This is a genomic window from Sphingopyxis panaciterrulae, from assembly GCF_014199295.1.
GTDB classification, from domain to species: Bacteria; Pseudomonadota; Alphaproteobacteria; order Sphingomonadales; family Sphingomonadaceae; genus Sphingopyxis; species Sphingopyxis panaciterrulae.
Map to the genome: position 1 here is coordinate 308,691 of NZ_JACIJH010000003.1, position 13,766 is coordinate 322,456.

7 protein-coding genes are annotated in these 13,766 nt (G+C 66.1%); 1 reads left to right on the plus strand and 6 read right to left on the minus strand.

Annotation, left to right across the window (positions count from 1 at the left end; translation table 11 throughout):
• Positions 1–39 precede the first annotated feature (39 nt).
• From FHR21_RS08080 to FHR21_RS08105, 6 genes are all read right to left on the minus strand, one after another.
• Positions 40–615: a hypothetical protein gene (locus tag FHR21_RS08080; RefSeq protein WP_184097075.1), complete on the minus strand. Its 576-nt coding sequence runs from the start codon at positions 613–615 to the stop codon at positions 40–42.
• Entirely contained in the window at positions 615–1,952 is a 1,338-nt protein-coding gene (locus FHR21_RS08085) for a sensor histidine kinase (RefSeq protein ID WP_184097077.1), read from the minus strand. Before FHR21_RS08085 ends, FHR21_RS08080 begins: the two co-directional genes overlap by 1 nt.
• A 1-nt stretch (position 1,953) precedes the next feature.
• On the minus strand, positions 1,954–2,640 hold the full coding sequence (locus FHR21_RS08090; protein ID WP_184097078.1) for a response regulator transcription factor: 687 nt from the start codon (positions 2,638–2,640) through the stop codon (positions 1,954–1,956).
• Positions 2,641–2,722: 82 nt separating this feature from the next.
• Positions 2,723–3,601 (minus strand): SH3 domain-containing protein, encoded by an 879-nt coding sequence (locus tag FHR21_RS08095; protein WP_184097080.1) that lies wholly within the window; start codon positions 3,599–3,601, stop codon positions 2,723–2,725.
• A gap of 99 nt (positions 3,602–3,700) precedes the next feature.
• The gene (locus FHR21_RS08100; protein ID WP_184097082.1) at positions 3,701–9,484 is read right to left on the minus strand and encodes a hypothetical protein; all 5,784 of its coding nucleotides are present in this window, start codon (positions 9,482–9,484) and stop codon (positions 3,701–3,703) included.
• Between the two features lie 29 nt (positions 9,485–9,513).
• Positions 9,514–10,809 (minus strand): outer membrane beta-barrel protein, encoded by a 1,296-nt coding sequence (locus tag FHR21_RS08105; protein ID WP_246427110.1) that lies wholly within the window; start codon positions 10,807–10,809, stop codon positions 9,514–9,516.
• A gap of 542 nt (positions 10,810–11,351) precedes the next feature.
• Between FHR21_RS08105 and FHR21_RS08110 the strand changes: the two genes are divergently transcribed.
• Entirely contained in the window at positions 11,352–13,745 is a 2,394-nt protein-coding gene (locus FHR21_RS08110; RefSeq protein ID WP_184097084.1) for a serine/threonine-protein kinase, read from the plus strand.
• Positions 13,746–13,766 lie beyond the last annotated feature (21 nt).

A 13,766-nucleotide genomic window follows, 5' to 3' on the forward strand; every position in this document is an offset into this window, starting at 1 on the left:
CCTCCCCCAACGTTCGTTGCCGGCCCGCCTGGACCTTCATCAATCGATCACCAGATAATAGCGGGCGCTCCCCGCGCCGCCGTTCGACAATTCAATGCGATAGCGCTGGGTGAACACCGGGGTAAAGCGGCAATCGCCGCTCTGAGCGGGGCGCCGGTCGCACACCAGCTTGCCGTCGGCTTCATATATCTTGAGCCTGAGGCCCTTCGACGGGTTCGAATTGGCGGCGATCGTCGCAGGTTGTCCCGACAGGAAAAGCTGCATCATGCTGGTCGCCGCGCCCGGCGCCAGCGTGCCGCGAACATAGCCGGGGCCGAGCGCGCGGCCGCGCAGCGGCGGGACCGCATCGCGCACCCGGTCGCGCCAGAACGGCAGCAGATCCTCTCTCCCGGTGTCTAGCGGGCGGGCGCTGCGCCGGTCGATGCGCATGACGGCCGCGGCGAGCGCCTTGTCGTCGCCCGCGTCGAAGGCCGCTTCGGCCGCAGCCAGCTCTCCCGCCAGCCGGCTGGCGCGCGAGGCATCGACCATCGACGCGGGGGCCGAATGCGCCGCGCATCCGGCGAGCAACAGGACGCTGCCCGCCGCGGCCAGCGCGCCGTTCCGATGTCCCTTCATCATCCTTCTCCCCTTATGACGAAGCGCGCGCCCTTGGCGGACGGATCGAGCCCGATGGTCAGTTCATGACGTTCCGCGATCGCCCGCGCCAGCGCCAGTCCCAAGCCGCTGCCGGGCAAATCGGCCTCGGTCGCGCGGCTGCGATAGAAGCGGTCGAAGATTTTTTCGCGATCGCCCTCCGGCACTCCGGGCCCGTCGTCCTCGACCGCCAGCACCGGCCCGCTGGCCAGCGACAGGCGCACGCGCCCGCCTGCGGGCACATATTTGAACGCATTGTCGAGCAAGTTGGTGACCAGTTGGCTGAGCTGAACTTCCTCGCCTCTGAAAATCACACCGGGTTCGACCGTCCAGCCGAAATCATGCCCCGATTCCTCTGCGCTGTCGGCGTAAAGCTCGCATATGCGTGTCACCAGATCGCTGAGATCGACGGGGCGCAAGCCATGGCGATCGCCCTGCCGCGCCTTGCTCGCGGCGATATCGAGCAGCGATTCGAGCATGGCGACCAGCCGTTTGATATCGGTCCGCGCGCCAATCAGATGCGTCGTAATCGGTTCGTCGGTGCCCGCCGCCAGCGCCTTGGTGAGCCGTCCATCGAGATGCATCAGCGGGGTTCGTATCTCGTGCGCCACCTGGTCAGAGGTTTCGCGATAAGCCTCGATCAGCCGTTTTTGCCGCGCAATCGCCGCCACGCTATGCGCGGTCAGCTCGTCGATCTCGTCCCCTTTGCTCGATCCGCCCGGTGGGGGCAGGCGCCCCTCTTCTGGATCGCGAAAGGCATCGTTGATCCGCTCTATCCGCCAGTGCAGCCGTCCGGCGGCAAGGCGGCCAAGGCCGCCGACAAGCGCCATGAACAGCGCTCCGCCGGCAAGGAACACCAGCATCACCCGGCGCAGCAACGCACCGCCATCCGCCGGCTCGCGCGCGACGATCAGTTGCAGGTCGGGTCCCAGCCGGGTCGCGCGAGCGAAGGCGGTGGTGCCTTTGCCGATCCGGATCGTCCCGCTTTCCGAAATATCGGCGTCGAGCTTGGGCCAGGCCGCAATGTCGCCGACGATCCGCGCACCATTGGCATCGGCGAGCAAATAATGGGGCGCTGCGCCATCGACAGGCGTGATCGCAAGACGATCGCGGATGCGCCTCTCCAGCTCCTCGCGCCCGCTAGAGGCGTGGATGTCGGCAAGGCCGGCAAGATCGACATCGACCGCCTTGCGCGCCGACCCTTCCAGCGTCACGCGGATCGTCTGGTCGGTCAGCACCCACAGCCCTGACACCAGCGCCAGCGACAACAGGATCGCCAGCGCGACAATCCGCGAAAAGATGGACCGGCGCACGGCCATGTCAGCGCCCGTCGAGCAGGCGGTAGCCCGACCCCCAGATCGTTTCGAGCGCCGGGGTCGCAAAACCCTCCTCCAGCTTGCGGCGCAACCGTCCGACATTGACGTCGACGACATTGGTCTGCGGGTCGAAACACATGTTCCACACGTCGCGCAGCAGCATCTCGCGCGTCACCACCTCGCCCGCATTTTCCATGAAATAGCGGAACAGTCCGAACTCGCGCGGGCTGAGCGGTAGGTGCCGGTTCTGGCGAAAGGCGGTCCGCGCCTTCACATGGCATTCGAACGCGCCATAGAGGATCACCGCGCTATGCTCGCGGCCCGAGGCGCGGCGGCAGAGCGCGCGGAGCCGCGCCATCAACTCTTCGGGTTCGAAAGGCTTGGCGAGATAATCGTCGGCGCCGGCGTCCAGTCCTTCGGCCCGGTCGCTGGTCCGCCCGAGCGCGGAAAGCATCAGCACCGGCGTCCCGACGCCGCTTTCGCGCAATCGTCTGAGGATCGTCAGCCCGTCGAGGTCGCCCAGCATCCGGTCGAGTATAATGACGTCGAACTGCTCCATGCCCGCGCGCAGCAAGCCGCCCGAGCCGGTGCGTTCCCACGCCACCACGTCCCCGCGCACGGCCGCGAGTTCCTGAAACTCGCCAGCGGCGCGCTGGTCATCTTCGACATACAGGATCTTCAGCGTTTCCATGCTGTTGACGCTGCAATCCCCCCTTAGGAAACGCGACCCCGGCTTCTGTGGCACAGGCCCGAAGCCGGGGCAAGCCGGACGGTCAGCCAAGATCTTCAACCGACACCCAGCCCTTGGTGCCATAACGATCCTGCACCTCGATGAACAGGCCGTTGCGCCCACCCACCGGGGTCAGCTGCGTTCCCGCACGCAGCGCGCGGACTTCGGCCGCACCGTCGGCCGGCCCGGCGCGCAGCACCGTATCGACGGCGACAACCGTGCCGGCGGCGGTCGGCGCGGCGGCGAGCGCGGGCTTTGCCTTGGGCAGCGAGGCGAAGACGGCCCCCTGCCCCGACACGCTGTTGAACGCCTTGATAAAGGCCTCGACCAGCATCTTGCCATCCTTGCTGGCGCCATAGCCCGCGGCCTCGGCGCCCGCGATCCAGGCATTGCTGCCGCCAAAGCTGAGCGTGCTCTTCTTCACCTCGCCCGATCCGGTGACGATCGTCTGGCCGGTGGCCGGGCTGATCAGCTTGATCCCCGCCGCCACGCGCTTTTTCTTGCCGCCAAGGCCGCCGAATGCGCCGAACAGCGCGCCGCCGATCGGCACTTTCGACACGATGCTGCTCGCCGCGCCCGAACGGACCAGCCCTTCGACCGCCGCCGATTTGGCCATCTCGATCGACTTGTCGACCTCTTCGGAATCGCCCGCGACGACGTTCATCAGGAAATCGGCGGGCGCGCCGCTTGCCGCGCTGTGCGGGGTAAAGCAGCCCGAATCGATCGCCAGCGAATTGATCAGCTCGCGCGGGGAACCCAGCCCATATTCGGACCATCCCTGCGTGTCGCCATCGACGATCGCGATGGTGCCATGGCTGCTGTCGCATTTGGTGAGCGCAACCGCCTCTTCCTTGGCCATGGCCGGCGCGCTGGCGGCGGCGAGCAAGGCGGCGGTTGTGGTGATGCCGATGAAACTCTTCATAATAGCCTCCCTGATAATGATGCAGGCCCGGACCATGCCGCGCACGGTCCGGGCCAGCCACACACCAAGCCCGTCAGGGAGATGACAAAGCCCGTTAGCTTAGCGTTCCGGCGTCGAAAAGCTGATCAGGCCGCCCAGCATCTGTTCGGCGCGCTGGCGCTGGGCGGTCAGGTCGCCGCCGGGAACCGAGGCAAGGGCGGCGCCGGAGTCGACCGGCTGGGCGATGCCCGTCGCCGGGGACCAGCGGTTCCAGTCGGCGCCCGGAGTTCCCGCCCCGGCAACCGGAGGCGGCGCGACCGGCGGCGCAGGGACGGCTGCGATGGGGGTCAGCGTCACGGGGGCAGAGGCCGTTCCCTGCGGAATGCGGGCATAAGGGTTGCTGCCGACCGGTGCGGGGCCAAAGGCAGCAGCGCCGATGATGCGGTCGCCGTTCCGTTGCTGCATCTGATACATCAGCGCCAGTTCCTTGCCCCCGTCGCCGGCGAGGAAGCCTTCCCAGATCGGGCGGCATCCGGCGCAGGCGGCGCCATCGACCGTGACGCCCTGGCCATAGGTGCCGATCGCGCGGAACCCGGCGTTCGCGCCGATGCTGAGTTCGCTCGCGGCAACATCGGCAAGCCCGCCCGCCGTCTGCATCGCATAGGTCGATCCGTTCTGCGAAAAGCTCATTTCGATGCCCAGCTTGGGCGTGGTGTCGAACAGCACCGCCGCCGCGCCCGAGATCAGTTCGCCCGGCGCGCCGATCCCTGCGACCGATGTCGGCCTGGTTCCGCCGGCAAGCTGGTAGTCCACGCGGCCCGTTGTCGGCAGGTTGGTCGCTGGAGTGCCGACGATGATATGATAGCCCTGATTTTCATCGAAACTGATCGGCGGCACTCCTCCGGCGCGCACGACGTCCAGCGTCCCTTCGGTCCAGCGCGTCCAGCGGACCGTCCCGCTGTCGGTCAGGCCGATGTCGGCGTTGCGCGCCGTCCCGATCTTGTCCGACAGGCGGAAATTGAAATGCTGGCGCATCTCGACAATCTCGCCCGCATCGTCGGTGTCATAGGAGACGAAGCCGAAATTCCCGGTGGCGGTGCCGAGGCTCATCGTCTCGCTACGTCCCGATTCCGATACGAACATGTCGGTCAGGACCGAGGCGCTCGCCGGATTGCCCGATGCGGTAGGCGGCGGCGTTGAACCACCATCGCCGCCCGATTCCCCGTCGCCGGGGTCGCCCGTGCCGCCGGGCGCGGCGAAGGCGGCCGTACCCTGGATCCTGTTGCTGGAAGCGACGCGGATGTCATAGCTGATCCCCGCATGCGATGCGCCCGCCCCGGCGAGGAAGCCTTGCAGGAAGGTACCCCGGCTGACGCGCGTGCCGTCCGACATGAAGGTTTCGAGATTCTCCGAAAAGCGGCGCGCGCCCAGTCCGTCGTCGCGGATCGCCATCGACGGCGCGGCGACGCCGCCAGCGCTGGCGAAGCTGTATGTTTCGCCGTTGAACGCCACATCGGCATCGATTCCGGCCATCAGCGTCGCGAAATCGACCGCGAAATCGCCCGAGAAGCTGCCGCTGCCCGCCTGCGCATTGGCCTGCGTCGGGCTGGTGAAGCCGACAAGGTCGTAATTGATCAGGCCGCTGGTCGGCAGGTCGGTCGCCGGCGTACCCCAGATCGAATGCCAGAACTGGCTGGCAAAGGGCTGGGCGGTAAAGGACTGGCCGTTCGAGTTGCGATAGCCGACCGACACATTGCCAAGCCGCGACCAGCCGATCACGCCGGCATCGCCGCCCTTTTCGACACTGGTATTGGCATTGGCGGTGTAGCTGACACTGTCGCGCGAGCTGCGCGCCTCGACCAGCTGGCCATCGGTGACGGTCATCGTCGACGAAGTTGCGCTGCCGCTGCCGCCCGCGCCGGCATAGAGGAAATAATTGCCCGGAGCGCCCGGCGCCGCAATGCCGTCATTCTGCACCGGGTCGGGTCCCGGTTCCGGATCGGGATCGGTCCCGCCGCCGCCGGGACCTTCGACCGCGGCAAAGGCGACCGCGCCCTGAATGCGCTTCGCGGTGCGGAAGTTATTATTGTCGACCGTCTGATAGGTCATGCCGATCCGGTCCTCCGACCCGCCGAAGCCGCCGAAGAACAGGATGGTGCAATCATTGTCGAGACAGGCATCGCCGATACCGGTCATCGTCCCGTTCATGTTGAACACGCTGCCCGTCGCAAATGTTTGCACCAGTTCGCCATTGGCGCGGCCGGCGGAGGCGAAGTCATAGCGGATGTCGCCGCTATCCTCCGGCATGAGGATCGAACCATCGATTCCATAGCCATAGCCCGAGGTGCTGAAGCCGATCGTCAGATTGGCGTCGAACGTGCCTTCGGCCCCGCTGCCCGAGGAGAAGACGGGCTTTGTCGCGGCGAACACGTCATATTCGATAGTCCCGCTGGTCGGCAGCGGGTTCGCCAGCGGAGCCGTCACCACCCAGGGGATGCCGCCACCGGTTCCGACACTGGTATCGGAGCCGCGGAAGCGCGGCGCACCGTCGACATAGCGGCCGACGACCACCGACGCGTCGCCCGCGACATCGACCGCACGGGCATTGTTGATGCCCAGGTCGCCCGCGTCGGTGAGCACGCCATTGGCGTCGAGCGTCGGCGAACCCGACGCCTGATAGCTGACGCCCGCATTCACCGCGAAAGCGCGCGCGCCGCTCGCCGCGTTGGGGAAGCCGCCCGCATAAGCCGGGTTGGTGGGCGTGCCGGGGTCGGTGCCATTGCCCGGCAGACCGGCGAACTGATCGGGATTGCCGCCGGTTTCGAGATAGGCGAGATAGTCGGTCAGGAAGGCGAGCGTTTCGCCCGACAGTTCCGACTGGAGCACGCCCGCCTCGTCGAGCAGCGCGAGATAGGTTTCGACCTGCTCCTGCGTCAGTGCGCTATATTCCGACGGCAGCCCGCCGCCGAGCAGGAAGGCGTAATAGGTCTGGAGCGCCGCCAGATAGTCGGCATAGGCGGGCAGGCCCGCGAACTTCGCCGGATCGCCGCCGGCGGCGATGAAGGCGTAATATTGGCCGAAAAAGGCGTTGAGAGCGCCAAAGCTGGCGAAGCCCCCGGCATTGTCGAGCGCCGCCAGATAGGCAGCCACCTGTTCCTGCGTCAGCACAGTATAGTCGCCGGGCAGGCCGCCCGCCGCAAGGAAAGCGTAATAGGCGTTCAACGCCGTCACATAGTCGGAATAGACCGGCAGCCCCGTGAACCGCGCCGGGTCGCCTCCACCCACTATGAAGGCGTAATATTGCGCGAAGAAGCCGTTGAGGTCGGCGTGGCTGCCGAAGCCGCCCGCGCCGCTCAGCGCGGCGAGATAGGCCGCGACCTGTTCCTGTGTCAGCGCGGTATAGTCGGCGGGAAGCCCGCCATTCGCCAGAAACGCATAATAAGCGTTCAGCGCCGCGACATAGTCGGCATAGACAGGCAGGCCAACGAATTGAGCCGGATCGCCGCCTCCGGCGACAAAGGCGTAATATTGGATGAAGAAGGCGTCGAGGTCGGCATGGCTTGCAAAGCCGCCCGCGCCGTCGAGCGCCGCCAGATAGGCGCGCACCTGCGCCTGCGTCAGCGCCGTATAGTTCGCCGGCAGACCGCCGTTCGCAAGGAAGGCGTAATAAGCGTTCAGCGCGCTCACATAATCGGCATAGACCGGCAGACCGGTGAAGCCGTTCGGCGTCCCGCCGCCCGCCAGATAGGCGAAATAGCGCGACAGGAGGTCGGCATTCGCTCCGAGCAGGCTGTCGAGCTGGCCCGAACCCGCGACCGCCGCCAGATAGTCCTGGAGGGTCGCAAGCTGCTGCGCATCATAATCAGCGGGAAGCCCGCCACCCGCCAGAAAGGCGGCATAGGCGTTGAGCGCGGCGGCGAAGGCCGGAAAGTCGGGCGGCACGGGCAGGCCCGCAAACTGATCGGGATTGCCCCCACCCGCGACAAAGGCGAAATAACTGCCGTAAAATTCGGACAGATCGGCAAGGAAGGCGTCGCTCGCGCCTGCACCCTGAAGGGCCGCGATATAGTCGCGGATCGCCTGCTGCGTCAGCGCGCCATAGGCCGACGGCACCCCGCCATTTTCGAGATAATCATAATAGGCCGTCAGCGCCGCCGCATAGCCCGCGAAGATATTCGCGTTCAGACCCGCGAAGGCGTCGGCCTGGCCGCCGCCCTGCACGAAGGCGAGATAGGCGGCGAAGAAATCGGCGCGTTCGCCAAGGAAGCGGTCGAGCGCCCCCGCTGCCTGAAGCTGGGCGAGATAGGCTTGAAGCAGCGCGACATCGGCCGCCTGATAGCCCGACGGGAGCTGCCCCGAGGCGAGATAGGCGAAATAGCCGTCGAGCTGCGATGCATATCCCGCAAAGATATTGGCGGGCAGGCCCGCAAAGGCGTCGGGCGACCCGCCACCGCGCAGGAAGGCAAGATAAGCGCCGTAAAATTGCGCCTGATCCGCTCCCAGCGTCGAAAGCAAGCCGGCGTCCGACAGCGTTTCCAGATAGGCGCGCAGCGTCGCGGCATCGAGCGCCGCATAATCGCTGGGCCGGCGCCCGCTCGCCAGATGCGTGAAATAGGCGCCCAGCGCATCGCGATACTGGCCAGTGAAGGCAAGCCCGCCATTGCCGAGATAAGCGAGCAGCAGCGCACGATCCGCCGCCGCAAGCTGCTGGACCAGCCCGCTGTCGGCGAGGAAGCGGATATAGGAATCGAGCGTCGCCGCGCTGGCGCCGGTAAAGGCGGCAGGATCGCCGCCGCCGCGGACAAAGGCGAAATAGGCTTCGGTCAGGTCGGTGAAGCCGTCGGCGAACAGGTCGGGGTTGCCGCCACCCCGCAGGAAGGCGAGATAGGCCTGTGCCAGCACCCGGTCCTGCGCGCCCAGATCGGCGAGGCGGCCGGTGCGGCCCGCATAGGCGAGGAAGGCGTTGATATTGCCGAGGCTCGCGCTCTCGAAGCTCGACGGCGCCGCACCCGAACGGATCAGGTCGAGATATTGGCCGAGGAAGCCCGCATAGGCGGTCAGGAAGTCGGCGCGGCCGTTGCCCGCCGCCAGCCAGCCAATATAGGTACGGATGATATCGGCCTGCGCGCCCGGAAAGGGCGTGCCGCCAAAGGCGCGCTCCAGCCCGCCGGCGCTCGCGACGAGGCGGGCGAGGTCGCCGCTGGGGAAGGTTTCGATCGCGGGGTTCGCAACCGCCGCATCAACGCGCCGCGCCGCCGCCAATATGTCGCTCGACGCCCCGGCGGCCGCCAGCGCGTCACCGAGCGTCACCGGCACGCCATTTTCCGCCGCCCCGACCGGGCCGCCACTCTGCATGTCGGCGACAAGCATCTCGGCGGGCGCATCGGCGTCGGGGGTCGCCTGCGCGCCGTTCGACACCACTTGTTGGGGTTGCCGACCCGGTGCGATCGCGAACATCTCGCCCGCGTCGAAGCGGCGCATGTCGCCGCCCCTGCCGACCTGCACCTGTCCCGACAGGACATGGCCGCGTCCCTTGCCGTCGGTCCCGACGCTGAAGCTCGCCGCCGATGCGCGGCCGGTCACGCGGCCCTCGACGCCATCGGGCATCCGCACCACCGTGGAACCGTCGCCACCCGCCACCGTAACGCTCCCTGCATAGAGGTCGATCGACCCGTCGGCGTTCAGGCGATAATCGGCGGCGTCGAGGATCGACACGACCGCGCCGCCCTTCATCCGCACCTGTTTCAGCCCCTTCATCTGGCTGACACGGTCGCCGATCGACACGGTCTTGTCGCCGTTCGACGCGAACAAAAGTTCGCCCGCCCGCGCGGGCAAGGCGAGCGAAAGGCCGGATACAGTCACCATCAGCGCGGTGCCGAAACGAAGGGTGGAAGTGCGGTTCATGGTGTCATGTCTCCCGGAGGTCAGGCAAATCAGAATTCGAAGCGGAGGCCGACCGACGCCGTCCAACGTTCAAAGTCGTAAAGGGCGATGTTGCTCCAGTTGCGCGACCAGCTGGCGCGCGGCTGGAGGAAGAGATGGTCGGTCAGCGCGACCTTGACCCCGGCGGTGAGATCGAGCCGCTCGTCCTTGCGCTCGACAAGGAACAGCGCATCGGCCTGGTCGTATCGGCGCAGGTCAAAGGCGGCTCCGGCAACCAGCGCAACACGCGGAGCGACCAGGAATTCACCGCCAACATTGGCGCCCATGAACCAGTTGGACTGGGCGTCGCCCGCCTGGTGGCGCGTCTCTTCCTTGCCGCCTGTCAGGTTGGCGACCACATTCTGCGTCACATAGCCGACGCCGAGCGCATAGCGATCTGCATCGCGGAGCGGATCGACGTCGAAGTCCAGCCGGTTCCACTGCGCCGACAGCGTCAGCGCGCGGCCGCGATCGAGCGTTTTGGTATATTGGCCGATCACGCCATAGGAGGTGCGATATCCGTCGTGGCCGAACCAGAAGCGCTGCACCTGCCCCGACAAGGACACGACGTCGCGGTTGGCGAAACTGTGCGCATAGCCCGCCGTCCCGGTGACGGCGGCCTGATCAAAGCGGCGGCTGCCGAAATTGTCGCGCCAGTTGCCGAGCGCGCTTGCGAACAGCCGATCCTGCCGCCCGATCGCGGTGACGGCCGAAACGCCGCCCTGCACCTCGTAGAACTCGTCCGCCTGCGCGACCGCGCCCGCGCCGAGCGTTCCGGGACCAAGGAAGCTGAACAGCGGGATGACGATGCTGTTGAGGTCGGTCGCGGCATTGATATTGTCGTCATAGCCTGCACGCACGTCGAAGAAACCCGACACATCGGAGCCGCCGCCCGAAATCTGCTTGTCGAACTGGCGGACGAAGCCGGTGAAGCGCTGGCGTACCGGGTCCGGCAGGCTGGGGTCGTCGACAACGGTCGCGAATTCGGCGCGCGCGGTATCGATATCGCCGGCAAGCGCGTAGGCGCGGGCCAGTTCGGCGCGCGCGGGGGCATTGTTGGGCTGTACCGCCAGCACCCGCTGCAGCGCGATCACCGCCTCGCCATAGCGGCCGGCGTCGAGCGCCGCGATGCCGAGCCGGTAGTCGAATTCAGGATCGCCAATGCGGCCCTCTGCTTGGGCCGCCAGCTGTTCATAGTTCCCAGCAGCCGCCTGCGATGCGTCTGCCGCGCGGGCGGCCGGGCTGGCGATCGGCGTCAGAAGCGCCATCCCGATCGGCAGGGCGAGCATGAAGAGTTTGTTCGGCATATCGGATCCGTCGTCGTTGCGTTCGACGCGATCTAGGATTCCTCACCCCCGATTGTCCGGTGACGAATTTCGTCGCACTTATGACAAAAGCTGATAACCGTGCCCAACCCCGTGTTCGCGGACCATCCTCACCGCTTCAAACTTGAACTCGCGGCTGAACTTGCTTCTTCGCATCGTGGCCCTCCGATAGGTGGACATGACCTTCCCCCGGCTGTGCGGACACCAGGGTTAGGGTCAGGCAACGCGCATGATGTTTGCGCCATGGCACGCGGCCGGTTGCAAGATGAAATGCTCTCTTTGTGCAAGCATGTATTGCTCCATCGCCACGCCCGCCCTTGGTCGCGCAACATGGATTTCGTCGGTGACGGCCGCTACACAATGAAGTTGGATCATTTGGCCCGATCGAATCGCCCGGAACTGCTCATTCTCCGTAAACGATCTTCTTTTGCGACGGATTGCGCTAAAAGAATCGGGTCAAGGTCAACCTGTCGCGCGGCCAATCCGCCGCCGCTATGGGTCAAGGATAATTGGGGGGTGCGTGCATGACTGACGTCGAACTGGAACGGCAGGCGCTGGCCTTGTTCGAACAGATGCTGGACGTGCCCGAGGGCGAACGCGACGCCTGGGTGGCGCAGCACACCCAGGGACGCCCCGAACTGGCCAGCCGAATCAATGCGATCCGCGAGGCCGATCGAAAGTCGATGTTGCAGACCGGCGCAGCGACGGACGCGCTCTATGAAGAGGACGCGCCGGAACGGATCGGCGCCTATCGCATCGTTTCGCGGATCGGGCGCGGCGGCATGGGATCGGTCTATCGCGGCGAGCGCGAAACGGGCGATTTCTTACATGTAACCGCGATCAAGATCATCAAGCCAGGCCTGTTGTCGGAATCGCTGGTCGAACGGTTCGAGCGCGAGCGGCAGACGCTCGCCTCGTTGAAGCATCCCAATATCGCACAATTATATGACGGCGGCGCGACCCAGAGCGGATCGCCCTATATCGTCATGGAATATGTCGACGGGCTGCCCGTCCTGCAGTGGATCGACGAGCGCGATGCTTCCGCCGCCGAGCGCCGGAGGCTGTTCGGCGATATCTGCGCCGCGGTCACGGTCGCGCACCAGAATTTGATCGTTCACCGCGATCTGACGCCGTCGAACGTGCTCGTTACGCATGACGGCACGGTCAAGCTGATCGATTTCGGTATCGCGCGTCTGGCGGACAGCGGCGTGCAAGCGCCCGGCGCCGAGCCGGCCAGCCGTTCGTCGTTGCAAAACCTGAGCTTGACCCCCGGCTATGCCGCGCCGGAACGGATGACCGGTTCGGAAGTGACGACTGCCGCCGACATCTATTCGCTGGGACGGCTGCTCGAAAAGATGATCGTTCCCGACGCCGGCGACGCGGAGCTGCGGGCGATTATCGCACGTGCGACCGCCGAAGACCCGGCCCGCCGTTACGCCACTGTCGACGCCCTGCGGGCCGACGTGGCGGCCTGGGGCGACCATATGCCGGTGGCGGCAATGGAAGGCGGACGCGCCTATACGGTGCGCAAGTTCGTCCGGCGTCACCGTCTGGTCGTTTTCTCGACGGCCGCCGCAGCTGCGTTGATCGTGGGTGCATTGGGCGCGACATGGCAGGCCTATTCGGTGGCGGAAACCGCCCGCGCGGGCGAGGCGAAACGGTTCAACGAATTGCGCGATCTGGCGCATTACATGCTGTTCGACCTCAACGACCGGCTGGAACGCGTCGTCGGTAATACAGAGGCGCGGGTCAGCCTGGCCGAGCGGGCGCAATCCTATCTATCGGCGCTGGCCACATCGGCCGACATTCGCGACGACCTGCGGCTGGAGGCGGCCGAAGGCTTCATCAAGCTCGCCCGCATACAGGGCGTTCCGGGCGAACCGAACTTCGGCGAGGGCGCGAAGGCGAAGGTCAATCTGGGTGAAGCCGAAAAGCTGCTCCGCGCGATCACCGACCCGAAATTGGCGACCGCGCCGGTTCTCGCGCGCCTTTATGCGCATCAGTCGGTGATCGAGGTGCACACGGACAATGACACCAAGGCGGCCGAACGGTCGATTGCCAAGGCGGTCAAGGCGCTCGACAGCACCCCGGCCGCCGGCCGCGACCTCGGCTGGATGCAGGCGCGCAGCACGGTGCGCAAGGCCCAGCTGGAACTGGCGGACCTGTCCGACGACATGCCCCGCGTCCAGGCGCTGGCGGAGAGTCTCGCAAAAGAAGTCGGCGACTGGCCGGCAGAGGAACAGACGTCGCGCGCGGCCGAACTCGATCGCGCCTATGCCGATTATTACCGCGCCTATGTCCTGTCGTTCGACGATGCGACGATGGCGCAGAGTCTGCCGCTGTTCCGAGATGCGGAGCAGCGGTTCCGCGAACTGGAGAAGGCGCTGCCCCACGATCCGCTCGTCCTCTATATGCTCGCCTGGACAGGCTATAATGCGTTCGCCCCGGCCTCACGGCTCGCCAAAGACGACGATGCCGCGCATTTCATCGGCCTCGCCCAATCCACCATCGACCGGCTAATGGCGATCGAAACGCAGGATAACGGCTTGATTACCATGTCAACAGGCATCCGTGAGGCACAGGCGCAGTGGCTGCGCGACCAAGGACGCTTTGCCGAGGCGATCGCCACGCAACGTGACGTAATCTCCGGACACAAAAAGCTTCTGGCAGTCAAACGGTCGGCGAACACCCTCGGCGCGCACGGCTTTTCTCATATGATTTTGGGGATCATCGGTCGCGACGCTGGCAACCGCACATTGGCCTGTGATTCGTGGCGGCAGGCCGAACGCGACTTCGCGGACCTTCAAAAGCGCGGCACACTCTCGGGCTTCTTCGCTGAGTTCCTGCCCGGAATGCGTGCCAATCTGGAAAAATGCGCGGCTGGACGGCCGATATCGGATTTCGGCGCGCTCCGCTGATTCGGGACCCATCCACCTGGA